General features: G+C 73.2%; 14 protein-coding genes. 7 read left to right on the top strand and 7 right to left on the bottom strand.

Annotation, left to right across the window (positions count from 1 at the left end; all coding sequences use genetic code 11):
* Positions 1-68: 68 nt before the first annotated feature.
* On the bottom strand, positions 69-1,562 hold the full coding sequence (locus AB0H84_RS26535) for a prolyl oligopeptidase family serine peptidase (RefSeq protein WP_357609407.1): 1,494 nt from the start codon (positions 1,560-1,562) through the stop codon (positions 69-71).
* A 107-nt stretch (positions 1,563-1,669) separates the two neighbouring features.
* Here AB0H84_RS26535 and AB0H84_RS26530 point away from each other — a divergent pair, with 107 nt between their 5' ends.
* The 3 genes from AB0H84_RS26530 (at position 1,670) to AB0H84_RS26520 (ending at position 8,032) form a co-directional block, all read left to right on the top strand.
* Positions 1,670-2,782, top strand: coding sequence for an exonuclease SbcCD subunit D (locus AB0H84_RS26530; protein WP_357609405.1), 1,113 nt, complete (start codon positions 1,670-1,672; stop codon positions 2,780-2,782).
* On the top strand, positions 2,783-7,072 hold the full coding sequence (locus tag AB0H84_RS26525) for an SMC family ATPase (protein WP_357609402.1): 4,290 nt from the start codon (positions 2,783-2,785) through the stop codon (positions 7,070-7,072).
* 72 nt (positions 7,073-7,144) lie between these two features.
* On the top strand, positions 7,145-8,032 hold the full coding sequence (locus AB0H84_RS26520) for an NAD(P)-dependent oxidoreductase (RefSeq protein WP_357609399.1): 888 nt from the start codon (positions 7,145-7,147) through the stop codon (positions 8,030-8,032).
* Here the strand turns inward: AB0H84_RS26520 and AB0H84_RS26515 are convergent, their stop codons facing one another.
* On the bottom strand, positions 8,033-8,671 hold the full coding sequence (locus AB0H84_RS26515; RefSeq protein WP_357609396.1) for an HAD family hydrolase: 639 nt from the start codon (positions 8,669-8,671) through the stop codon (positions 8,033-8,035).
* A gap of 86 nt (positions 8,672-8,757) precedes the next feature.
* Here AB0H84_RS26515 and AB0H84_RS26510 point away from each other — a divergent pair, with 86 nt between their 5' ends.
* Positions 8,758-10,044, top strand: a complete 1,287-nt coding sequence (locus tag AB0H84_RS26510; RefSeq protein WP_357609393.1) for an MFS transporter — start codon at positions 8,758-8,760, stop codon at positions 10,042-10,044.
* Here AB0H84_RS26510 and AB0H84_RS26505 read toward each other — a convergent pair.
* Positions 10,041-11,261, bottom strand: a complete 1,221-nt coding sequence (locus AB0H84_RS26505) for a hypothetical protein (RefSeq protein WP_357609390.1) — start codon at positions 11,259-11,261, stop codon at positions 10,041-10,043. The genes AB0H84_RS26510 and AB0H84_RS26505 overlap by 4 nt on opposite strands.
* A gap of 53 nt (positions 11,262-11,314) precedes the next feature.
* Here AB0H84_RS26505 and AB0H84_RS26500 point away from each other — a divergent pair, with 53 nt between their 5' ends.
* Entirely contained in the window at positions 11,315-12,547 is a 1,233-nt protein-coding gene (locus tag AB0H84_RS26500; protein ID WP_357609387.1) for a citrate synthase, read from the top strand.
* A gap of 60 nt (positions 12,548-12,607) precedes the next feature.
* Here the strand turns inward: AB0H84_RS26500 and AB0H84_RS26495 are convergent, their stop codons facing one another.
* Entirely contained in the window at positions 12,608-13,501 is an 894-nt protein-coding gene (locus AB0H84_RS26495; RefSeq protein WP_357609384.1) for a helix-turn-helix domain-containing protein, read from the bottom strand.
* Positions 13,502-13,577: 76 nt separating this feature from the next.
* Between AB0H84_RS26495 and AB0H84_RS26490 the strand changes: the two genes are divergently transcribed.
* A complete protein-coding gene (locus AB0H84_RS26490) occupies positions 13,578-14,435 on the top strand; it encodes an alpha/beta hydrolase (protein WP_357609381.1) in 858 nt (285 codons plus the stop codon).
* 66 nt (positions 14,436-14,501) lie between these two features.
* Here the strand turns inward: AB0H84_RS26490 and AB0H84_RS26485 are convergent, their stop codons facing one another.
* The 3 genes from AB0H84_RS26485 to AB0H84_RS26475 all read right to left on the bottom strand — a co-directional run bounded on the left by AB0H84_RS26485 (position 14,502) and on the right by AB0H84_RS26475 (position 21,142).
* On the bottom strand, positions 14,502-18,059 hold the full coding sequence (locus tag AB0H84_RS26485) for a chromosome partitioning protein ParA (RefSeq protein ID WP_357609378.1): 3,558 nt from the start codon (positions 18,057-18,059) through the stop codon (positions 14,502-14,504).
* Between the two features lie 69 nt (positions 18,060-18,128).
* Positions 18,129-19,946, bottom strand: a complete 1,818-nt coding sequence (locus AB0H84_RS26480; RefSeq protein WP_357609375.1) for a hypothetical protein — start codon at positions 19,944-19,946, stop codon at positions 18,129-18,131.
* A complete protein-coding gene (locus AB0H84_RS26475) occupies positions 19,946-21,142 on the bottom strand; it encodes a hypothetical protein (RefSeq protein WP_357609372.1) in 1,197 nt (398 codons plus the stop codon). Before AB0H84_RS26475 ends, AB0H84_RS26480 begins: the two co-directional genes overlap by 1 nt.
* A gap of 164 nt (positions 21,143-21,306) precedes the next feature.
* Here AB0H84_RS26475 and AB0H84_RS26470 point away from each other — a divergent pair, with 164 nt between their 5' ends.
* Positions 21,307-23,436: a hypothetical protein gene (locus tag AB0H84_RS26470; RefSeq protein ID WP_357609369.1), complete on the top strand. Its 2,130-nt coding sequence runs from the start codon at positions 21,307-21,309 to the stop codon at positions 23,434-23,436.
* The last annotated feature ends 6 nt before the right edge of the window (positions 23,437-23,442 follow it).

The following is a 23,442-nucleotide window of genomic DNA, read 5'->3' as shown; positions in this document are numbered from 1 at the left end:
CGTACCTGGTGACCTGCTGAAACGTGACCAGCCGAGCAGGATGTCGCGGGCGGCGGTCCTCCCTACGTCTACCAGGGGAAGGAGAAGAGCCCGTAGTAGGCCGCCGCCACCAGCAGGAGCCCGGTGCCGCCCAGCACGCCCGCCACGGTCACGTGCTGCCAGCGGCTGGGCCGCATGCCCTCACGCAGCGCCGACACGAACGCCGCCACCGCCGTGACCTCCTGGATCAGCATCAGCACGGCCAGCAGCCGCACGACCAGCCAGCCCGCCAGCACGGCCGGCCACGCGCCCGCCTGGTTGACCGAGAACAGCACCAGCAGGGTGATGAACGCCACCACCGACGCCAGCAGGCCCAGGCCGGTCCAGGCCATCCGGCGCAGCCTGCGCCTGATCGGCGGCCACAGCGTGGCGTTGATCTCGGCGCGGACCTGGTCGCGGCCGCGCAGGCGGACGACCATGGCCGCGACCGGCCCCGCCACGTATCCGACGGCGGCCAGGCAGATCGTCAGCCCGAGCATCGTGCCGCCCGCGTACCAGGGGGCGGCCGGCACGTCGCTGGCCTCGAACCGCTGCACCGGCGTTGCCCCCGCCATGTGCAGCGCGGGCCTGGCCGTGCCCGGCAGGCCGGTGATCCAGTTGGCGAGGGTCTCGAGGTAGCCCTTGGTGAAGTCGCCGCCGTTCACCCGCATGGCGTGGTCGCCCTTGGCCATGAACCGGATCGTGTAGTTGTCGTTGCCCGCCTTGTTCAGCCCCTTGAGGAGGGCCTGGGTGGACTCGACGAAGGGGATCGAGGGGTCCATCGTGCCGTAGAACGCCAGGACCGGCTGCTTGACCCCGCTTAATGCGGGCAGCGCGTCGTACCTCAGGAAGTTGAAGCCGACTCCGCCCATCGCCCTGGTCAGCAGGTCGCGGGCGCCGATCGGGGCGTGCAGCCTGAGCAGCTGCTCGTTCAGGGCCCAGGCGACCTGGCGGAGCGGGGAGACGTTGGGGGACGACACCAGGACCACGAACCCCACTGCCGTGCTCTTGGCCGCCGCGACCGGCACCACCCAGCCGCCCTCGCTGACGCCCCACAGGCCGATCCGCGCCGGGTCCACCTCGGGACGCGCGCGCAGGAGCTCCACCATGCGCAGCGCGTCGTCGGCGAGCAGCGAGAAGTCCCGGTGGCGGAAGTCGTAGCCGATCGTGCGCTTGTCGAACGCGAGCGTCGCGACGCCCGCCTTGGCCAGGAACTCCGCCTGCGGCGTGAACTCCGTACGCGACCCGTTGCCCGACCCCGACACGAACACCATCGCCGGATGGCGCCCCGGCGTCAGCGGCACCCGCAGCGTGCCCTCCAGGCGCTGGCCCTCCGCCGCGACGGAGATCTCCTCCCTGCGGATCGGAGCGACTGCCACCACCGGCCGCAGCTCGCCGGGCGGCTGCGCCGGAACGGACCGGAAGGTGGGGTCCACCTTGAGCGGCGGCGGATCGAACGCGGGTGGCAGGACATATCCGACCGTCGCAAGAGCCACCAACACCAGGCCGGCGGCGACGCTCAAGGTGCCACGGCCAGTGCGCATCGGCCTCCCCATGTGCGTTGGTTTGCCCGCCGATCTTCTAGCCTACTCCCGGCCTCTGAGACAGGTGAGGCCTTATTTGTCGGTGAGACCTGTTAGCTTCCTGCGACATGCGGATCGTGCACACCTCCGACTGGCACCTCGGGCGCTCGTTCCACCGCGAGAGCCTGCTGCCCGGGCAGGCGGCGTTCGTCGATCACCTGGTGGAGACGGTGCGGTCCGAGCGGGTCGACGTCGTGGCGGTCGCGGGCGACGTCTACGACCGGGCGCTGCCGCCGGTCGACGCGGTGGCGCTGCTGGATGAGGCGCTCGCGCGGCTGCGCGCGGCCGGGGCGCGGGTGGTGCTGATCAGCGGCAACCACGACTCGGCGCTGCGGCTGCGCTTCGGCTCGGCGCTGTTCGAGGCCGCCGGGGTGCACGTGCGCACCTCGCCGGACCTTGCCTGGGAGCCGGTGCTGGTGGACGACGTGGCCTTCTACGGCATCCCCTACCTCGAGCCCGAGCTGGTCCGCGCCGCCTGGGAGCTGCCCGATCGCAGCCACACGGCGGCGCTGACGTACGCGATGGACCGCGTCAGGGCCGACGCCGTACGTCGTCGCGCCTCGGTGGTGCTGTCGCACTGCTTCGTCACCGGCGGGCAGGCCAGCGACAGCGAGCGCGACATCAGCGTGGGCGGGGTGGCGCACGTTCCGCTGCCGGTCTTCGACGGGGTGTCGTACGTCGCGCTGGGGCACCTGCACGGGCGGCAGCGGATGTCGGAGACCGTGCGTTACTCGGGCTCGCCGCTGGCCTACTCGTTCTCGGAGGTCGGGCAGGTCAAGGGGTCGTGGCTGGTGACCCTCGGCTCCGCCGAGCCCGAGTTCGTGCCCGCTCCCGTGCCACGTCCCGTCGGGCGGTTGCGCGGAGAGCTCGAGGAGCTGCTGACAAATGCGAAATATGCCTCTTTCGAGGATCATTGGCTGCAGGTGATCCTCACCGACGCCGTCCGCCCCAAATCCGCCATGGACCGACTCCGCGCCCGTTTCCCCCACACTCTCGCCCTCTCCTTCGACCCGGTCGGCGCGGCTCCGGCCGCCCAGCCCGTACGCCTCAGCGGGCGGCCCGAGGCGGAGGTCGCCCTCGATTTCGTCAGGGAAGTACGCGGCGAGCCTGCCGCACCTGAGGAGGAAGACCTGCTAAGACAGGCCATCGAGGCGTCGAGGGTGAAGGAGACGATGGCGTAGATGCGGCCGCACCGGCTCTCGCTGACGGCGTTCGGGTCCTTTCCCGGCTCCGAGACGGTCGACTTCGACGCGCTGGCCGAGGCGGGCCTGTTCCTGGTCCACGGGCCCACGGGGGCGGGCAAGACCACGATCCTCGACGCGCTCTGCTTCGCCCTCTACGGCCAGGTGCCCGGGCAGCGCAACAGCGCCCGCAGCCTCCGCTGCGACCACGCCCCGCCCACGGCCGGGCCCTCGGTCACGCTGGAGGTGTCCATCCGCGGCCGCTTACTCCGCATCCAGCGCTCACCGGCCTGGCACCGGCCCAAGCTGCGCGGGACCGGTTTCACGGAGGAGAAGTCCAAGGTCGTCGTCTCGGAGTGGCACGGGTCCGACTGGCAGGGGCTGACGACCCGGCTCGACGAGGCGGGCGACCTGGTGGGCGGGCTGCTGGGCATGAACGCCGACCAGTTCTGCCAGGTGGCGATGCTGCCCCAGGGCGACTTCGCCAAGTTCCTGCGCGCGGACGGGGACGATCGGGCCAAGCTGCTCGAGCGGCTGTTCACGGTGAAGGTCTTCACCCAGGCGGAGTCGTGGCTGGCCGAGCACCGGAAACTGGCGTGGCGGGAGGCGCAGGAGCTGCGGCAGGAGGTGGACTTCGCCATCAAGCGGGTGGAGGAAGCGGCGGGCGACGACCTGCACGCGGCCATCGCCTCGCCGATGGTGGTCGACGGTCCTGTCGCGTCGCCGGTGGCGGCCGACGGTCCCATCGCGTCGCCGGTGGCCGCCGACGACGATCTGCGCGCAGCCGTCGCGTCGGCGATGGCAGTCGACGACCCGTCCGCCGTCGCCCCTGCCCTCTTCGACCTGTCCCCGGCCTCGTACACTCCGGGCACACGCACCCCCGGGAGGGCACACGACAAGCCCGACGCGGGCGAGCCGGCCCGGGGCGTGGCCGACGTCGGCGTGCCCGCCCCGGATGCGGACCCCCTGCGCTGGGCGGGCGCGCTGCTCGACGCGGCGCGGGCTGTCGTGCAGCGGGCGGGCGAGGAGCAGGAGACGGCCGGGCGGGCGCTGCGTTCGGCGCGGATGCGGTTCGAGCAGGCCGCCGCCCTCGCCGACCGGCAGCGCCGTCACGCCGAGGCGCTCACCCTGCGCCGTACCCTCGACGAGCGGGCGGACGAGCGGGCCGACCTGCAGGCGATCCTCGACGACGCCGCCAGGGCCGACCGCGTGCTACCCCTGGTCACGGCGGCCAGGCAACGCTCGGAGGCCGCCACCAAGGCCCGCACCCTCGCCGCCGACGCCCTCGCCCGAGCGCGCCCCCTCTTGGCCCGACAGGCCGCCGACGCCACCGGCCCCTCGGAGGGCGGTTCCCGGGCGGTGGCGGGGCGCGACGTCGGCCCCTGGAAGGGCGGTTCCGGGGCGGTGGCGGGGCGCGACATCGGCCCCTGGGAGGGCGGTTCCGAGGCGGTGGCCGACCGTGACACCGGCCCTTCCGCGGGTGACTCCTCGGGCGCCGGTGCCCGGGCGGTGGCCGGCCCCTCGGCAGGCGGTCCTACGGCGGTTGAGCTCGCCGCGTTGGAGCGGGAGCGGCAGGCGGAGATCGCCCGCTTGTCGGAGCTGCTCACCGAAGAGGCCAGGCTGTCGGTGGTCCGGCGCGACCTGCTGCGTGTCGAGGAGGAACTGGCTGAGCTGGTCGGCGCCGACGAGGCCGTAGGGGCGCGGCTGGCCGTCCTGCCCGGGCTCATCGAACAGGTCGAGGGCAGGCTGGCCGAGGCGCGGATGGACGCCGCCAGGATCCCGGCCGCGCAGGCCGTACGGGATGCCGCCGCCCGCCTGATCGAGATCGACGACGAGCTGGCCAGGCTGGCCGTGGAGCTGGACGTGCTGGCACAGCGCGAGGCCGAGGTGTCGGCCGCCGAGGCCGAGCTGCCCGGACGCATCGCCGAAGCCGGCGCGGCACTGACCGAGGTGCAGGCGCAGGCGGCGGCCATCCCGGCGGCGTCCGCCGGCCTCGACGCCGCCAGGGCCGCTCTGGAGGCCACGCACCGCCGCGAGGCCCTGGCCGTGGAGCTGGAGGCGGCCGTCAGCGCCCACCAGGCGCTCGTGGACCACGCTCAGGCCCTGCGGGAACGCTGGCTCGACCTGCGCCAGGCCCGCATCGACGGCATGGCGGCGGAGCTGGCCCGGGACCTGTCCGAGGGCCGGCCCTGTGCGGTCTGCGGCTCCGACCATCACCCCGCCCCCGCCGCTCCCGCTCCCAGCGCCCCTTCGGCCGAGGACGAGCACGCGGCCGAGAGCGCCCACGAAGCCGCCCTGGCCGACCGCGAGGCGGCCGAACGCGCCCTCGCCTCCCTCGAGTCCCGGCACGCCGACGCCGTCGAGGCCACCGGGGGCCTGGACGTCGAAACGGCGGAGGCCCACGTTCTGGGGGCCGAGCAGGAGCTGGCGCGGCTCCAGGCGGTGGCCGACCGGGAGCCCTCCCTGGCCGCCGCCCTCGACCGCATCGAGATCGAGCGCGAACGGGTCCGGGACCAGGCCAGGGAGATCGCCGAGGCCCTCGCCGCCCATCGCGCCCACCGCACCCACCTGGAGTCCGAACGCGCCCGGCTCCGGACCCGCCTCACTCAAGCACCCGCCCAGGACCTCGGAGAGGCCGCCCGGGGTGACGGCTCCACACAGTCGGCTCCTGAGGTGGGGCGCGTTAGGGCTTCCGAAGAGGCCGACCCCGGCTCGCTCGAGGGCGCCGACGCAGCGCCCGGAGAGCTCGGCCGCACCGACGCGATGTCCGGGCAGCCCGATCGTGGCGACGCGGTGTCCGGGCAGCCCGATCGTGGCGACGCGGTGTCCGGGCAGCCCGATCGTGGCGACGCGGTGTCCGGGCAGCTCGGCCGCGCCGACGCGGTGTCCGGGCAGCTCGACCGCGCCGACGCGGTGTCCGGGCAGTTCGGCCGCGCCGACGCGGACGCGGTGGCGCCGGGGGCGGTGGGTGCGCGCGAGGCGCGGGGTGAGGCGCTCGCCGGAGAGGGCTCCGGGCAGGCGGACCTGGACGGCCCCGCCGTGCTGGCCCGGGCCGAGGGTGAGCTGCGCAGGCTGCGCGCGTCGGCCGGCAAGGAGCCGGTGCTGGCGCGGGAGGCGGCCGCGCTCAGCCGGGAGCGGCTGGAGCTGGAGGAGCGCGCGCGGCGGGTCGCCGCCCGGCTGGCGGCCGGCCGTACCAGGCATGAGGAGCTGAGCGGGGACGCCGGGCGGTTGAGCGCGCGGCTGGACGCGGCACGGGGCGACGACCCCACCCTGACGGCCCGCCTGTCCAGACTGAACGACGAGGCCGAGCTGCTGCGGGAGGCGCTGGAGGCCACGCAGGCGGCGATGGCCGCCGAGGACGAGCTGGTCCGGGCCGGGCGGGCCGCGTCCGAGGCGGCCGTCGAGGCGGGGTTCGCCGACGTGGCGGAGGCGGAGGCGGCGTTCAGGAGCGCGGCGGAGAGGGAGCGCAAGGCCGAGGCGCTGCGGCGGCTGGACGACGAGCACGCCGCCGTCACGAGCGTCCTGGCCCAGCCCGAGCTGATCGCGGCCGCCGCCGAGCCCGCGCCCGACCTGGCGGCGATCGAGGGCGAGCGGGACCGGCTGGAGGAGGCGTACACGAGGCTGTCGAGCGAGCGCGACCGCGCCGTGGCCCGGGCGGAGCGGCTGGAGGAGCTGTACGGCGAGCTGAACGACCGCATCGAGCGGTGGCGTCCGGCGGCCGAACGGCACCGGCTCGCCGAGCGGATGGCGGCGCTGGCCAGCGGCACGTCCAGCGACAACCAGTGGAGCATGAGCCTGTCGTCGTTCGTGCTGGGGGAGCGGCTGCGGCAGGTGGTGGACGCCGCGAACGAACGGCTCGACCACATGTCGGCGGGACGTTACCTGCTGCGGCACGATCTGCGGAAGACGGCGGGTTCCCGGGGGCGTTCGGGCGGCGGGCTGGGGCTGCGGGTGGCCGACGGGTGGACCGGCGTCGACCGCGACCCGGCCACGCTGTCCGGCGGCGAGAGCTTCATCACCTCGCTGGCGCTGGCCCTGGGCCTGGCCGACGTCGTCACGGCCGAGGCCGGGGGCACGGAGCTCGGCACGCTCTTCGTGGACGAGGGCTTCGGCACCCTGGACGAGGACACCCTCGACGGCGTGCTGGACATCCTCGACGGGCTGCGCGACGGAGGGCGGGCCGTGGGCATCGTCAGCCACGTCGCCGAGCTCCGGTCGAGGATCACCGCCCAGCTCAAGGTCACCAAGACCCGCACCGGCTCGACCCTGGCCCTGGCCGGGGTGGGCTGAGGGCCCCTCCCGACGGCGGGATGATCTCGCGTTAGATTGCTCGCACCGAACCTGGTTAAGGAGTAGAGCCTCATGCGCGTCGTCGTCACCGGAGCCCACGGCAAGGTAGGCCGTGCGGCCGTCAAGGCGCTGGCCGAGGCCGGTCACGAGGTGACCGGCGTGGATCTCGCGCGCCCCGTCTTCGAGCGGTCCGAGCCCGGACAGCCCCGCTACCAGCAGGCCGAGCTGACCGACGCCGGGCAGGCGTTCGCCGTCGTGCGCGGGGCGGACGCCGTCGTGCACGCCGCCGCCATCCCCGACCCCACCGCCAACCCGCCGCACGTGGTCTTCCAGAACAACCTGATGGCGACGTTCAACATGATCGAGGCCGCGGTCCGCTTCGGCGTCTCGCGCTTCGTGAACATCTCCAGCGAGACCGTGCCCGGCTTCTTCTTCCCCGAGCGCCCCTTCCTGCCCGACTACGCGCCGGTGGACGAGGAGCACCCGATCCGGCCGCAGGACCCGTACGCGCTGGCCAAGCACTTCGGCGAGCAGCTCATGGACGCGGCGGTGCGCCGCTCCGACATCAGGTGCATCTCGCTGCGGCCGAGTTGGGTGCAGCACGAGGGCAACTACGAGCGCAACCTCGGCCCGCAGGTGCGCGACGCGTCCGAGATCGGCGCGGGCCTGTTGAGCTACATCGACGTGTACGACCTCGCGGACGCGATCGTCCTGGCCACGGAGTCCGACCTGCCCGGCCACGAGGTGTTCTACATCGCGTCGCCGGACAACGCGGGCGGCCACGACTTCGCCGCCGTCCTGCGCGAGCACCACGGCGACCGCGTCGAGCTGCGCCCGCTCGCCCGCGTGGACGCCTCGGGCATCTCCTGTGAGAAGGCCCACCGCCTGCTGGGCTGGAACCCGAAGCGTTCCTGGCGCGACTATCTGGACGAGACGGGGCGCGCCCGGCACAAGAGCTGATCATTCCCTTGCGAACGAACCGATCAGGTCGGGGATCGCGGTGGGGTGGTGGAAGAGGGTGGCGCCCAGGCCGGTGAGCCGGGCGGCGGGGGTGAGGCCGCCGGCGAAGGCCAGGCAGCGCATGCCCGCGTTCATGGCCGCCGTCACCCCGAACGGGCTGTCCTCCACCACCACGCACCGCTCCGGCGCCACCCCCATCGTGGCCGCCGCGTGCAGGAACAGGTCCGGCGCCGGCTTGCCCCTGGCCACGTCCTCGGCGCTGAACACCCGGCCGTGGAACCGCTCGGCCAGTCCGGTCAGCTCCAGGCTGCGGCGTATCGTGGCGTGCCGGCCGTTCGAGGCCACGCAGGTCGGCACGGTGAGCTGGTCGAGCGCCTCCTCGATGCCCTCGATCACGCAGAGCTCGGCCTTGACCGCGGCCGCGTAGTCGGCGTGGAGCTGCTCGCGCCAGCCCGGCGGCGTCTCGCCCACCTGCTCGTTCCAGTACTCGTTCGTGCAGCCCACGAAGCGCTCGGCGTACTCCGCCTCATCGATCGACCAGCCCAGGCGCCGCAGCGCCGCCGTGCCCACGCGTACGGAGATCGGCTCGCTGTCCACGAGCGTCCCGTCGCAGTCGAAGATGACCAGATCGACAGCCAAACCCGTTCCCTTCAGAGGTGACATTTCGCAGGTGGTAGCTTCTCTGTGTCAATGGACAAGACGCTATTTCGCATAGTGAGACAAGTATGACAACGTCCCCCCAGATCGCGGCACCCTCCCGGTCGAGGATCGCGGCCGCCAGCCTCATCGGCACCGCGATCGAGTTCTACGACTTCTACATTTACGGCACTGCTGCTGCTTTGGTGCTCAACACCGCGTTCTTCCCCAAATTGGACCCGGTGGCGGGCAGTCTGGCCGCGTTCGCGTCGTTCGCGGTGGCGTTCATCTCGCGCCCGCTCGGCTCGGCCGTGTTCGGGCACTGGGGGGACCGCGTCGGCCGCAAGTCGATGCTGGTCGTGTCGCTGCTGGTGATGGGGCTCTCGACGGTCGCGATCGGGCTGCTGCCCGGCTACGCGGCCATCGGCGTGACGGCGCCGGTGCTGCTCGTGCTGCTGCGGTTCACGCAGGGCATCGGCCTCGGAGGCGAGTGGGGCGGCGCGGCGCTGCTCGCCACCGAGCACGCGCCGCCCGGCAAGCGCGGGCTCTACGCGATGTTCCCGCAGCTCGGCCCGTCCGTCGGCTTCATCCTGGCCAACGGGCTCTTCCTCGTCCTGGGCGAGGCGCTCGGCGACGGGGATTTCGGGGCGTGGGGGTGGCGGCTGCCGTTCGTGGCGAGCCTGCTGCTGGTGATCGTCGGCCTGTACGTACGGCTGAAGATCTCCGAGACGCCGGTCTTCACGGCCGCCATGGACCAGCACCGGATCGCCAAGGTGCCGTTCGCGGGCCTCATGCGGCACCAGTGGCGGCGCGTGCTCCTCGGCGCGGGCGCCATGACCGTCGCCTACACGCTCTTCTACACCGCCACCACCTACTGCCTGGCGTACGGCACCACCACGCTGCGGATCCCGAAGACCACCATGCTCGCCCTGACCATGATCGGCGTCGCCTTCATGGCCGCGGGCACGGTGGTCTCCGCGATGGTCTCCGACCGCCTGGGCCGCCGCCGCACCCTGATCGCCGGGACGGGTGCGGCCGTCGTGTGGGGGCTGGTGATGTTCCCGCTGATGGAGACCAGGGCCGTCTTCCTGGTCGGCCTGGCGCTGGCGGGGGCGCTCGGGCTCATGGGGCTGATCTTCGGGCCGATGGGCGCGTACCTGCCGGAGCTCTTCAGGACCGAGTTCCGCTACAGCGGCGCCTCGGTGGCCTACAGCCTCGGCGGCGTGCTCGGCGGCGCGGTGCCGCCGCTGGTCGCCACCAGCATGCAGGCCGGCGGGCTGGGCGTCATGGCCGTAGGAGTGTATGTCGCGGCGATGGCCCTGCTGAGCCTGCTCTGCCTGCTGGCGCTGCCCGAGACGGGCGACGACACCCTCTAAGGGCGCTCGTGGCCGGGGAACAGCAGGGACAGCTCGCGCGGGTATGCGGCGATCAGGCGGAGCTCGTCGTCGGTGAGCGGGCGGCCGGTCATGGCGTTGCAGAGCTGCACCAGCCGGAACGCCAGGTCCTCCTCGCGGACCTCCACCCCCAGCCCGTCCATGACGTGCCGGAAGCCCGCCTTGCCGCCGTACTCGCCGGTCAGCACGACCCGGCCGTCCCGCGCGTGCCAGTCCTCGGGGAACGGGCCCAGCGTGGCCTCGTCGTACAGCTCGTAGTTGCCGTGGTCCTTCAGCGCGCCGTCGGCGTGGATGCCGCTCTCGTGGGCGAACGCGTTCCGCCCCACCCCGACCTGGTTGTACGGCAGCGGCTGCCCGAACGCGTAACTCGCCCACAGCGCGAACCTGCGGGCCCATGACAGGTCGAGCGCGTCACCGATCTCCGCGTCGAGGCCGAATCCGTGCTGGAAGGCCAGGATCGTGGAGAGCAGGTCGGCGTTGCCCGAACGCTCGCCGATGCCGTTCACGCACGTGTTGATCCACGCGTCCTGTCCCGCGTCGAGGTCACCGAGGGCGCCAGAGACGGAGTTGGCCACGGCCATGCCCAGGTCGTTGTGGCAGTGGGTCTCGACCGGCAGCGCGGTGGCGGAGGCCAGCTTGGCGAAGCGCTCCCGGATCCTGTCGGGCGTGTCGCCGCCGATCGTGTCGCAGTAGCGCACCCGGTCGGCGCCCGCCTCCTTGGCCGCCAGCGCGAACTCCAGCAGGAAGCCGTCGTCGGTCCTCGAACCGTCCTCCGCGTTCACCCCCACGGTCTGCGCGCCCGCGGCCTTGGCCGTGCGCACGGCGGCCGTCATCTCCCTGATGATCGCGTCCCTGTCCAGCCGTCCCCGGAACTTGTTCTGGATCATGTAGTCGGACGTCGAGATGGACAGGTTGTAGTGCCTGAGCCCGAGCGGGGCGGCCTTCTCCACGTCCTGCGGCACGCCGCGGCACCATCCTGAGAGCCGCAGGCCGCCGAACGCCCCCGCCTCGGCCAGCGCCACCTGCGCCTTGACGTACGGGACCTCGTGGAACAGGAACGGGAAACCGATCTCGGACTGCGCCACCCCCAGCTTGGCCAGATAGAAGTTGACCATGGTCTTGCCGAACTTCGACAGGCCGGTGCGCGCGGTCTGCACGCCGTCCCGGTTGGTGACATCGAGAAAGTGAACTCTTGGCATGCCCTCACGTTGACATGTGCTTTCAACATGTATCAATATTGATTTTCATCAACATGCATCGGAGAGGGCCTGTCAGGGTGGAGTGGATCGACGCGGCCACCGCCGCCGAGCGCCTCGGCGTCAAACCAGCCACGCTCTACGCGTACGTGAGCCGGGGGGTGCTCCAGCGGCGGCACGACGACGACGGTCGGCGCAGCCTCTTCTCGGCGGAGGAGATCGAGCGCCTCGCCCGGCGCGGGCGGCCCCGCAGCCAGCCGCCCGAGCTGGTGATCGAGTCGGCCATCACGGCCCTCGGCGTGGACCGGCCCTACTACCGGGGGCTGGACGCGCTGGAGCTGGCGCGGACGAGCGACTTCGAAACGGTCGCCACCTTGCTCTGGACCGCCGACCCGGCGAGCGGCGGCGGGGCGCGGACCCCGGGGCCGTGGCGGTGCGAGCCGGACGCGCTGGCCGCCGCCGTGGCCGCGCAGCGCGGGCTTCCGGAGGACCTCCTGCCCCTCGACCGCCTCCAGGTGATCACCACGGTCCTCGGCGCCTCCGACTCCCTCCGCCACCAGCTCGACCCCGTGTCCGTCGCCGCCACGGGCCGCCGCATGATCGCGGGCCTCGTCGACGCCCTGCCACAGCTCAGCGAGCCCCAAGGCGAGTCGATCGCCGGGCGCCTCTGGTCCCGCCTGTGCCCGCACCCCGCGAGCCCCGCCCTCCTCGGCGTGCTCCAGGCCGCCCTGGTGCTGCTCGCCGACCATGAGCTCGCCGCCTCCACCCTGGCCGCCAGGGTCGCCGCCTCCGCCAAGGCCGACCCGTACGCCGTCGTGCTGACCGGCCTCGGCGTGCTGGGCGGCCCGCTGCACGGCGGCGCGTCGTACGGCGCCGAACGCCTGCTCGCCGAGGTCGCCGAGCCGCACCAGGCCACACGGGTGATCGCCGAGCGGGTACGCCGCGGCGAGCGCATCCCCGGCTTCGGCCACAGCATCTACAGGAACGGCGACGGGCGCGGCGGCCTCCTGCTCGACCTCATCAAGGAGGCCGCGCCGGGACACGATCGGCTCGCCGCCGGAGCGGCCGTGCTGGAGGAGATGCGCCGGCGCCGCCTCCCGGAGCGGAACACGGACTTCGCCCTCGCCACCCTCGCCGCCGTGAGCGGCATGGTGACCGGCGCGGGCGAGGCCGTCTTCGCGGTGGCCAGGGTGGCGGGCTGGCTGGCGCACGCGATGGAGGAGTACGGCCGGGGCACCCTCCTCCGCCTCCGCGCCTCCTACACCGGCCCGCCGATTCGCGGCGCGTGACGGTCGCCCCGCCCCCCGGCGTACCATCCGGCCAGGACCCTCGAAGGACTCGCCCCCGGGCTATGCGTCGCCGGTCGAGGAAGGCCCGGGAGCCCGGGAGACGTGCGGCCTGGCGGCGGGTGTCGCCTGGTCGGGCCAGGCAATGTCGTCAACCACCAGAAACGGCTCCCTGGCCACGGTCGCGGGGGTCACCCCGGTGAACGCCATGACGTCGCGATGCAGGTGTGACTGGTCGGCGTAGCCGGCGTCGGCCGCGACCCGCGCCGCGCTCTCACCCGCGACCAGGCGGTGGGCGGCATGGTCGAATCGGACCAGCTTCACCGCGCGCTTGGGCGACAGCCCGAGCTGCGACCGGAACCGGGACCACAGGCGCTTGCGGCTCCAACCGAGCTCGGCCGCCAGCCGGTCGACCCGGACCAGGCCGCGGCTGCCCACGATCCAGTCCCAGGCCCAGGCCACCTCCGGGTCCACCGGCGCCCCCGCCGCATGCCGGCGGGCGAGCAGCGCGTCCGTCAACGCGAAGCGATCCTGCCACGACGCGACCTCGCCCAGCCGCTCACGGATCCGTGACGCCTCCCGACCCCACAGGTCGTCGAGGGACACCAGCGTGCCGTCGAGGTCGGCGGGGGAGGCGCCCAGAACCGCGCGCGCGATCACCGGGGACAGGCGCACCTGCACGCACTCGACGTTCTCGCCCCGCGCCCAGACCGCCCCTCCGGACCCGATCCCCGGCCCGGCGACCACACTTCCCCGGTGCTGCCGCCCGGCGGCACAGTCCACGACGGGCGAACCGGTGCCGAACTCCAGAAGCAGCGTCACGGCCGGGTGCGGGACCATCCGGAGCGCGTCCAGATCACGGACACTGAACCCGGCCATGGTGACACCAGGCACCAGGCTGGGCCGCTGCGGGCATGCGACGTCCCACACAGCCGCACCGTGCACGAACGTCCGCACCGCCCCATGCTAGGGGAGCCGGCCGAGGGAACATTCGTACAATCCACCGGCGCCCCTCGGTGGCGACAGTGGTCTCATGACTCTTCCCGACGGGCAACCGTCCCTGAACCGCGACGCCGAGGCCACCGAGAGTTCGACCCTGTCCCTGGAGGACGGCGACATCCACGTGTGCCAGGACGGCCCCCGCGACGCCCCCGCGCTCCTGCTCATCCACGGGACCGCCGCCTCGGCCAACTCGTGGTACGCGCTGGTTCCGCTGCTGACGCAGTCTCATCGCGTCATCCGGGTCGACCTGCTCGGGCACGGCCGGTCAGCCGAGCCGGCCGACGGCAGCTACGCGATCCCGGACCAGGCACGCCGGGTCGGCGAGGCACTGGACCGGCTCGGCGTCAAGCAAGCCATAGCCGTCGGCCACTCCAGTGGAGGCATGGTCGCCACCGCCCTCGCCGAGCAACGACCCGACCTGGTCACCGCGCTCGCGCTCATCAACACCGGCCCGAGCATGGACGCCCTCATCGCACAGGAGTCCGCGGCGATCGGGCCCGCGCAGTGGCCGCCGACCGACGAGCAGATCCGCCGGCTGGCGAGCACCGGATTCAGCCGAGCGGGGTATCAGATGCCGCAGGAGTTCGTGGACGAAGTGCGCGGTATGAGCTTCCACGCGTTCGCCGCGGTCATGCAGGCGCCGGGCTCCTACCTGGAGCGGCAGGCCCTCCCGGATCGGCTGGCGGTCCTGGGCAAGCCGCTACTGGTGATCTTCGGCGAGGAGGACCGGAGATGGCGATCCTCGTCCGCCGCCGACTACCGCACCGTTCCGGGCGCGACGGTCGAGTTGCTGCCCGGCGTCGGACACTCGCCCATTCTGGAAGATCCGCCGGGAACCGCCGCACTTGTCCTGGCCTTCACGGCCATCCACGGGGCGCGGGTGGACTGAACGAGACGGAGGTGTCGGTGGCACCGGCTCGCCGGCGCGACCAACACCGCGTCCGCTGCGGCCGCACTAGCTCCGTTCCACATACGCGGCCAGCGCCCGCACCCGTTCGGCGTGCTGGTCGTGCCCGACGATCACCGGCGGCTCGTTGTACGGCATCGCATCCGACGAGCGCCGCAGCTTGACGTACTGGCCACAGGCGTCGATCGCGTACGGCTCCATGTCGTCCTGCAGCGCCCCGATCACCGTGATCCCGTACGTCTCCCCGATCCGCCTGAACAGCGCCACCGCCTCCCTGCGGTGCTCCTTGCCCAGGTTGCGGCCGAGCTCGTCGAGCACCAGGCAGAGATGCCCGCCCCCGGACGAGGCGATGGCCGCCGCGCACACCAGCTTGACGGCCTTCTCGTCCATGAGCGCGGTGTTGGCCCGCCGGTTGTACGGCACGAACCCCTGCCCCTCGCCGCGCCGCCACTTCGGCGTCACCCGCCACTGCCAGCGCTGCTCGGGGTCGGCGGGCGCGGGCGGCACGGGGAACTCCAGCGTCGCCCCGTAACCCCCGTAAGACGTGTCCAGCTTCTCGAACTCCTCGGCCACCCGAGTGAGCCGCGCCTTGATCGCCGCCGTCAACGCCGCCCGGTGGACGGCCGTCGACTGCGCCGCCTCCTCGGCGCCGCGCGCCGCCGCCGCCAGGTCGCGCTGCCTGGTGACGACCTGGGCCTCGATCTGGCGCCGCTGGTGCCGTTCGTACTCCTCCTGGCCCCGCAGGTAGGAGGCCAGCGCCCCGCACACCGCCGCGAACGTCGCCTGCTCCCGCGCCGCGCTCCCGCCCCGCTCGCTCAGCAGGAACCGCAGCTCCTCCGGGATCTCCGCGTCCTCCTCCGGGAACGTGTCGCGCAGGGCCTGGTCGAAGAGGCGCTCGGCGATCCGCCACCACTCCTCGGCCGCTCGCGGCCGCTCCTCCTCGGGCAGCGCGTTCAGCCATTCGCGTGCCGTCTCGACCGTGCCGCCCCAGTCGGCGGCCAGCGCGTCGAGCTTGAGCGACTCGCGTTCGGAGACGACCTTGGCCTCCTGGTCGCGGGCCTGCGCGCGCTCGGCCTCGTGCCGGTGGCGCCGGCCCTCCAGGCGTTCGATCTCCATGTCCCTGGTTCTGGCCCGGAAGTCCAGTGCTCCCGCCTGCCGCTCGGCCTCGGCGACCTTCGGCGCGACCTCCTCGATCGCGGCGGTCAGCTCGGCCAGCCTGGCCCGCCGCTCGGCCAGCTTCTCCTCCAGCTCGGCCAGGCGCACCCCGGCCCTGGCCCCTTCGAGCCGCCGCTGCGCCTCGGCGACGGCTTCCTCCCCATCGCGTACGGCCTGCGCCGCCGTCTCCTGGACGTCCTTGGCCCGGTTGAGCCGCTGCTCGGCGGCCTTGATCCGGGCCTCGCGCCCGGTGGCCACCCCGTCGAACGCCCCCACGACGCTCACCCCGGCCGAGCTGACCAGCACGGAACCCGGCAGCGCGGCCAGCGCGGCAGCGGCGGCATCGAGCTGCGCCGCGTCCACGATCACCGCATGCTCGTTGGGCCACCCCCGCAACTCACCCAGCACCAGACCACCGGCACCGGCGGCCTTGAGGCCGGCGTCGTTCGCCTTCCCGTAGCGGGCCTTAAGGGCAGCACCCAACGCCTCGACATCACGCGCCCCGCCACCTCCGGCACCGGGCATGGCCTCCTCGCCACCTCTGGCACCGGGCGTGACCTCGCCGCCACCTCCGGCACCGGGCGTGGCCTCCCCGCCACCTCCGACACCGGGCGTGACTTCCCCTTCGGCGCTCGCACCGGCGCCAGGCGCGAGTTCCCCGTCGGTGCCGGCACCGGCAACGGCGGCGACACCCACGCCGGCGGTGTTCCCGCGAACTGCGCGGCCGGTGGAAGGAGGCGTGTGGGCGGCGTCGCGGGCCTGCTCGGCCACGTCGAGGGCATCCAGCAGGCCGGTCGCGCCGATGCCGGCCGCCGCCAGCGCGTTGAGCTGCGCCGCCGCAGGACCGCCCTCCGCGTCGTCCAGCGCCGCCTGAGCGGAGGCCACCTCCTGGTCCGCCACCCCGAGCGCCTTGAGCGCCTCGTTGAGCCGCAGCCGCACCTCCCCGAGCTCCCGCTCGGCCGTGGGCACGTCACGCCCGTCCGCGAACCTGCGCGTCTCCTCCAGCGCCGGGATCAGCCCGCGCAGCTCGTCGGCGGAGTTCTCGGCCACCGCACGGTCGGCGTCCAGCTTGGCCGCCCTCGCCTGGAGCGCCGCCAGCTCCTTGCGGGCCTGTGAGACCTGCCGGTCGAGGGTGTCCTCCCGCAGCGTGGCGATCTCCGCCTTGACCATGGCGATCGCCTCGGCGGCCGCCTCACCGGCCGCGTGGTGCCGTTCCAGGTCGGCGGCCAGCGACTCGTCCCTGGCCGCCGCGTCCGCCAGCTTGCGCGCCTGCCGGCCCCGCCAGCACCGCAACGCGTCCGCCAGCCGGACTCTCGCCTGATCACGCCGGTCGAACGTGGTCAGCAGCGCCTTCGACTCCGCCTCGAACTCGGCCAGCCGCTCGGCCGCCTGCGCCGCGCGTACGCGCTTGGCGTGCTCGTCGCGGCGGGCCTCACGTTCCTGCTCCAGCTCGGCGTCGAGGCCGGTGAGGGCGGCGATGGCCTCGAAGACGCGTTCGGGGGAGATCTCGTTGAGCGGCTGGGAGAGCAGGTTGGTGGCGACCTTGCTCCGGACGGACGTGGACAGGAACGACACGCACCTGACCCGGTCGCCGTAGAGCACCTTGGTCAGGTCGCGCGCCACCACGTCCCGCCGACCGGCCGACTTGGGCAGGGACGCCCAGATCTCGTCGGCCCGCGCCACCCGCTCGGCCTCGGACGGGGACGCCGCCAGGTGCACCCCTTCCCGCCAGCGGATCTCCAGGTGCGGCGCCTCCTGGTTGACCTTGAGCCACACGGTGAGCGCCCCGCCCGAGGTGTCGGGCACCTCGAACAGCTCACTTCCCCCGGCATGATCCTCGAGAAGGAGCTCACCGTCCCCCGAGCCCGGCGTCCCGCCGTCCGGTGCGGCGCCGTTCGCCGACGTGCCGGCCGCCGTCCCGCCGTCTCGTTTCGCAAGGCCGGCCGACGCGCCTCCGCCAGGCCGGCCGGGACCGTCCAGCCCGGGTGGCGTCGGTGATCCGTCCAAGCCGGGCGAGGTGAAGCCGTCCGAGCCGGTCGTTGCGAAGCCGTCCGAGCCGGGCGGGGTGAAGCCGTCCATGCCGGGCGGGGCGAAGCCGTCCGAGCCGGGCGGGGTGAAGCCGTCCATGCCGGGCGGGGCGAAGACGCCCACGATGTAGCCGTGGTCGGCGCTCGCCCATTGGCGGGCGCCGGCGCCGCTGGCCAGCTCGGCGTTGAAGAGCAGCTCGGACACCGCCTTGGCGCCCGAGGCGAAGCGCCACTGCTCGTCCCCGAGCAGCGCCGTGATCGAGGCGATGAACGACGACTTACCCGCGCCGTTGGAGTCCTTCGGCCCGGCGCCGGCCACGACGATGAGCGTGCCGGGGACGGTGGGCACCGGATGGGTCGAGAGCCGCGAAATGTTGACCGCCTGCACGGCGATCAGCACCCGGTCCCCGACGACGTTCTCCACCTGCGACACCTGAAACCCCCGTAGTCCTTCCATTCGTCCTGACGCTGAACCCGCCGCACTCGGCTGCGGTCACTTCGCCGATCTTCGAGCTCGTACGGCCGCCGCCAGCGGCGTGTTCGGCCCGGCCGCGAGGATCAGCTCCTCCTGCAGGCGCCGCCGGGCGGCCGGCGTGAGCCGGTGGAACTGCGGCCCCGGCACGTAACCGCCCGCCTCCTCACCGGCCTTGACCTGGTTCAACAGCCCTGAGTGCCGCAACGTCCGCAGCGCCGCCTCCAGCTCGCCGATGGGCAGCTGGGTGTGGCGGCGCAGCTCGTCCACCGGTGTGGGGTGCGGTGACAGCCAGGAGTCCTCGGGCAGCAACCCCTCGGCCCTCGGGATCGCCACCGAATGCACCAGTACGAGCGTCAGCACGGCCCGCTCGCTCACCCCCAGCCGCACGCCCGCCGAGCCGCCGCCACCCGGGCCTGACGGCCGGTCTGCTTGCGCGGAGACCGAGGCACGGTCCGAGCGCGAGGCCCCGGCGACCGCACCCGCTCCACGACCACCCGCCGTGGCATCGCCTGCTCCGGGCACATCGCCCGCCCGTGCGGCTCCGGGCACTGCTGTGGCTGCTCCCGGCGCATCGCTCGCCGTGGCTGTGCGCCCGGACACGTCGCCGGAGGCGGCTGCCCCGGCCGCATCGCCTGCCGCGGCCGCGCGCGGTCCGTCGCCTGCTGCGGCGGTGCCTGCTGTGCCTGCGCCTGCTGTGGCGGCGCGCGGCGCGTTGCTCGCCGTGGTCGTGCCTGCTGTGGCCGTCTTCGGCGCGTCGCCCGCCGTGGCCACCCCGGGCAAATCCCTGGCCTCGGCCGCGTTGGCCATGTCGCCCCCGTCGGCGGCGTTGATCGCGTTCGCCTCGTTGCCCGCCTCCGCTGCCTTGACGGCTGCGGTGCCGCTCCCGGTGCCGCCCGTCGCGGAGGTGCCACCCGATGGGGCCGGCCCGTGCCCCGGAAGAGGCTCGTGTGTGGGCTCGGTCTCGAGTGTCGTGAGCGCGGCTGCGTTGGTGTCGTCGTAGCCGGAGGTCCAGCGGTCGCGCTGCTGGATCAGCGTACGGCCGCGCCTGGCCAGCAGCTCGCTCAGCGTATGGCGGAGCGCCGGGTCGCGCAGAGCGGCGAAGCGGGCCTCCTGCACCGGCTCGGCCGCGTACTCCACCGCCATGAACGCCGCCACCAGCTCCGCCCGCCGCCGCTCGTCGTAAGCCCCCAGCGCATCGTCGAACTCCGCCGACGCGGCCTCGACCCGTCCGCCGGCGCCCTCGGGAGCCGTCTCGGCGGCGGCCACGATGTCGGCGTCGCCCACCACGGTGAGCTCGGGGCGTTCGGGGTCGGGCAGGCGGCGTACCAGCTCCTGCAGCTGCGCGTGCGACTCGACCGGCCACAGGGCGCAGCGCGGGCCGAGCGTGACCACGCCGTCGTCCATCACGATCCACGCCGAGTCGTGCAGCCGCCGCAGCGCCCCGATCGCCCAGTTGCGCATGAGGTCGTCGGTGCGGCCGATCAGCGCGCGGTACGTGTCGAGCACCAGCTCCACGGGCGCGGGCTCACCCGGCCACGGGTCCACGGACAGGTCCGTCCAGCAGCACTTGAGCACGGCCGCCAGCACCCGCCGGGTCTCCCCGGACCGCTCCACCGCGACCGGCGCCACCTGGTACTCCTCCAGCAACGACGGCGTCACCCCGTCGGGCCACACCGGCAGCGCCTGCCCCGTGGAGTCGGAACGCGTCAACCGCACCATCCCGGGCGGCGCAGGCACCCCGGCGTCCAGCCACAACGGCCCGCCCGACCGCGCCCGCACGTGAGCCACGGCCGCGTCCATGCCCCTCGACCGCTCGGTACGTTCCGTGTTGGCCATCAGGTGCGCTCCAGGTAGCCGTGCGAGAGCCAGGCCGGCTCGCGGTCCGGGTCGATGGTGAGACCGTCGGACCACGTCAGCCGGTAAGGCAGCTCCGGCCGCAGGTCCACGGTCGTCAGGTCGGCCAGCACGCGCCGCGCCGAGGGCCAGTCGGAGCCCAGGACGTCGGCCAGCGCCACCCGGGAGGCACCCCCGAGCAGCGACTCCGCCACCTCGCGCAGCCGCTCCATGGCCGCGTTGGGCGAGGAGTCGAGCGAGGAGCCGGGCCCGGCGTCGGGGAGATGGGAGCGCGGGGGAGTGGGCTGGGCGGGGGCGGGGCGCGGGGCCTCGTCCACGGCGCGGGCGATGGCGGCCGGGTCGTGCCACGGCGCGGGCGCGTCGAACACGAACCCGTCGAGCACCGCCGCCAGCCGCTCCCGCGACGAGGTCTGCGCGAACGTGCGCCACGTCTCCGTGGGCAGCAACGTCAGGTTGCGCGTGGTGCCCGCCGAGTCGGCCAGGCGGCCGGCGGCCCGGCGCGAGGCGTCGCTGTAGGAGTAGATGGCCGCCCGCAGGTCGGTGCAGACGCGATCGAGCTCCGGCCACCGGGTCAGGATGGTGCCGTGGAGCCCCTGGGCGCGCCGCGCGATCTCCTCGGTGCCCCACAGCTTGGGCGCCTGCTCGCGCAGCTCCTCGATCGTGCCCGTGGTGAGCGTGATCAGCTCCAGCGCCCAGAGCCGGAACGCCCGCGCCAGGTTGACCGCGCTCTGCCTGGCCTCCTCCATCGTCGTACGCGGATCGGCGACGTTGAGATCTTCGAGCGCCAGCAGCCGGTGCATCTCCGACTGCCCGCCGTCGGACATCATCCGCCTGATGAACATCAGCCCGACGACACTGGTGAACGAGGCCCGGTAACGCAACTGGTTGGGCTTGGGGAACACCTCGCGGATCGCCCCGAGCCCCTTGAGCACTCGCAGCCGGTTGTCGAACTGGTCGGTCGGATAGGCCCGGCACACGAACCGCATCTGCTCGTGCGTCAGCCACTCCTCGCCCGCCTCCGCGAACGCCGAGAACAGCGTCTCGGCGATGTCGACCAGGGCCGGGTCGTCGACCACCGCGCCGCTGTCGCGCGCCAGCGCGGCGAACATGCGGCGATAGGTCGACAGGACCGCCTCGTCGGTGAGGACGGCGTCGAGGGTCAGGGGCTGTTCGGACACGGGCACTAAGGTACGGCTTCACACCGACAGTCTCGGCACGCGACGACAACCCCAGCCGTAACTACCAGTGAGTACGTACGCACAAGGTACCGCTGAACGCTAATGTGATGCCCGGTAATACGGGGGCAAACGCTGTGTAATCGTACATACGGGGTGAGTTACGGGTGCGCATGCTCCGGGGTGACCGGCGCACCGCGATGATCGCGGGCGTGGTGGCCACGATCCTGGTGGCCGCGGCGGTGTGGTTCGGCGTGGGCGTGTCCAGCGCCAACCCGAAGCTGGCCGACGTGGGCGCGTGGCTCTGGACCTCGGCCAAGGGCAAGATCGTGCACGTCAACGGCCTGTCCGGCGAGGTCGACGGCTACCTCGACGACAAGGCCGGCAGGCGGCTGCGCGTCGTGCAGGACGGCGGGAACGTCCTGCTCGTCGACGACGGCACGGGCTACGTCAGCCGCATCGAGCCCAGCCAGCTCACCGTCTCCCAGACCCGCGACTTCGGCGCGGCCGGGGTGCAGGTGGCGGTCTCGGGCACGGCCGGGTACGCCGTCGACCCGGCATCCGGCAAGATCCAGCAGATCGACCCCCTCACGCTCAACACCGTCGGGGCCCCGATCACGCTGCCCGGCCCGCTCGGCGCGGCCCGCATCGACGGCGGCGGCCGGCTGTGGGTTCCGGTGACCGCGAAGGGCGAGGTCGTACCGGTGACCAAGGGCGTGGCGGCGAGCCCGCTCAAGGTCGGCGAGCCGGGCGAGGAGCTGGCGATCACGATCGCCGGCGGCCTGCCGGTCGTGGTCAACAGCCGGGCCGCCACCGCCACGATCATCGGCTCGGACGGCGGCGTCGGCGAGATCACGCTGCCCAAGGGCGTGGCCCAGGCCGCCAAGGGCGGCGTGCTCACCCCCGCCACGACGGAAGGCTCCCTGGTCCCGATCCTGACGCCGGGCGACTCGGGGCTGCTCGTGGTGATCGACACCGCGTCCAACTCGGTGCTCAGCACCAAGTTCGAGTCGGACGATCCCACGAAGCTCGGGGTGCCGCAGGTGCTCGGCTCCAAGGTGTACGTGCCGGACCGCGGCCGCGGCTCGGTGATCATCTGGGACAGCGCGGCAGGCGGCCGGCCGAGCACCCTCCAGGTGTCCCAGGAGCCGGGACCGGTGGACGTGTTCGTCAAGGACGGCCTGCTCTGGGCCAACGACGAGAACGGCGACAAGGCCGTCGTCATCGACCCGGAGGGCCGCAAGCACGACATCGACAAGGACGACTCCGACGTGCCGGGGCCGACCAGCACGCCCAAGCCCAAGCAGACGCCGCGCCCGGAACCCTCGAAGACCGACACCCGGCCCGATCCCGTTCCGACGCACACGGAGCCGCGCCCCACGCGGACGCGCGAGAGCGAGCCGGCCCGCGAGGAGACGCCCACCCCCACCCCGTCCCGCGAGCCCAGCAGAACGCCGTCCCCGACGCCCTCGGACAGGGCGCCGTCCGCGCCCGGCGCCGTGACCGCCAGGTCCGGGCCGGGCAAGGTGACGGTGAGCTTCAGCCCGTCCGCCGGCGGAAAGGTGCAGCGCTACACGCTGAAGACCTCGTCGGGCGGCGGCAGGTCCGTGCCGCAGTCGGTGGACGCGAACGGGCCCTTCCAGTTCGAGTTCACGGGCGGTGACTGCGCGAACGAGTACACGTTCGTGGTGGTCGCGCACTGGTCGGGCGGCGAGGTGGAGTCGGAGGAGAGCGCCGGCGCCAAGCCCTGCGTGGCGCCCGGCTCGCCCACCGGCTTCGCGGCCAAGCCCAGGAACCGGGGCGCCGAGCTCAGCTGGAACGCCCCCGCGAACGCCGACGACGGCGTCACCTACGAGCTGACCGGCGCCGCGACCAACAGCGGCATCAAGGGCACGTCGTTCACCGTGGAGGGCCTGAAGAACAACCAGAAGCACGCGTTCAAGCTCAAGGCCAAGAACGCGGCGGGGGAGAGCCCGGACGTCGCCACCGCCGAGGTGGACCTGGCGTATCCGCGGCAGCAGTACAAGAACACCAGCAACGAGGACACCAACACGGTCATCCGTCCGGGGCCGTCCAAAGCCGGGGAGGCCGGAAAGATCCCGCAGAAGGTGTACATCACCCTGACGGTGATCTGCCAGGTCAAGGGCGAGAACTACACCGACACGTCCACCGGCAAGTCCAGCGACATCTGGAACCGGATCGAGAGCCAGTACGGCAACGGCTACCTGAACGACACTCTGGTGGCGACTCCGGACGGGGGCTTCCCCGAGGCGCCGCTCTTCGAGTGCACCGACTGAGAAGGG

Origin of the sequence: Nonomuraea sp. NPDC050786 (genome assembly GCF_040654115.1) — a bacterium.
In the GTDB taxonomy this organism is placed as follows: domain Bacteria; phylum Actinomycetota; class Actinomycetes; order Streptosporangiales; family Streptosporangiaceae; genus Nonomuraea.
Note: the sequence above shows the minus strand (reverse complement) of the source record. Positions and strands in the feature narration are given on the sequence as shown.

Excerpts from the sequence above, each read along its gene's own strand:
- AB0H84_RS26530 (WP_357609405.1), top strand. The coding sequence starts at position 1,670 with ATGCGGATCGTGCACACCTCCGACTGGCACCTCGGGCGCTCGTTCCAC.
- AB0H84_RS26520 (WP_357609399.1), top strand. The coding sequence starts at position 7,145 with ATGCGCGTCGTCGTCACCGGAGCCCACGGCAAGGTAGGCCGTGCGGCC.
- AB0H84_RS26535 (WP_357609407.1), bottom strand. The coding sequence starts at position 1,562 with ATGCGCACTGGCCGTGGCACCTTGAGCGTCGCCGCCGGCCTGGTGTTG.
- AB0H84_RS26490 (WP_357609381.1), top strand. The coding sequence starts at position 13,578 with ATGACTCTTCCCGACGGGCAACCGTCCCTGAACCGCGACGCCGAGGCC.
- AB0H84_RS26500 (WP_357609387.1), top strand. The coding sequence starts at position 11,315 with ATGCATCGGAGAGGGCCTGTCAGGGTGGAGTGGATCGACGCGGCCACC.
- AB0H84_RS26480 (WP_357609375.1), bottom strand. The coding sequence starts at position 19,946 with ATGGCCAACACGGAACGTACCGAGCGGTCGAGGGGCATGGACGCGGCC.
- AB0H84_RS26510 (WP_357609393.1), top strand. The coding sequence starts at position 8,758 with ATGACAACGTCCCCCCAGATCGCGGCACCCTCCCGGTCGAGGATCGCG.
- AB0H84_RS26525 (WP_357609402.1), top strand. The coding sequence starts at position 2,783 with ATGCGGCCGCACCGGCTCTCGCTGACGGCGTTCGGGTCCTTTCCCGGC.
- AB0H84_RS26505 (WP_357609390.1), bottom strand. The coding sequence starts at position 11,261 with ATGCCAAGAGTTCACTTTCTCGATGTCACCAACCGGGACGGCGTGCAG.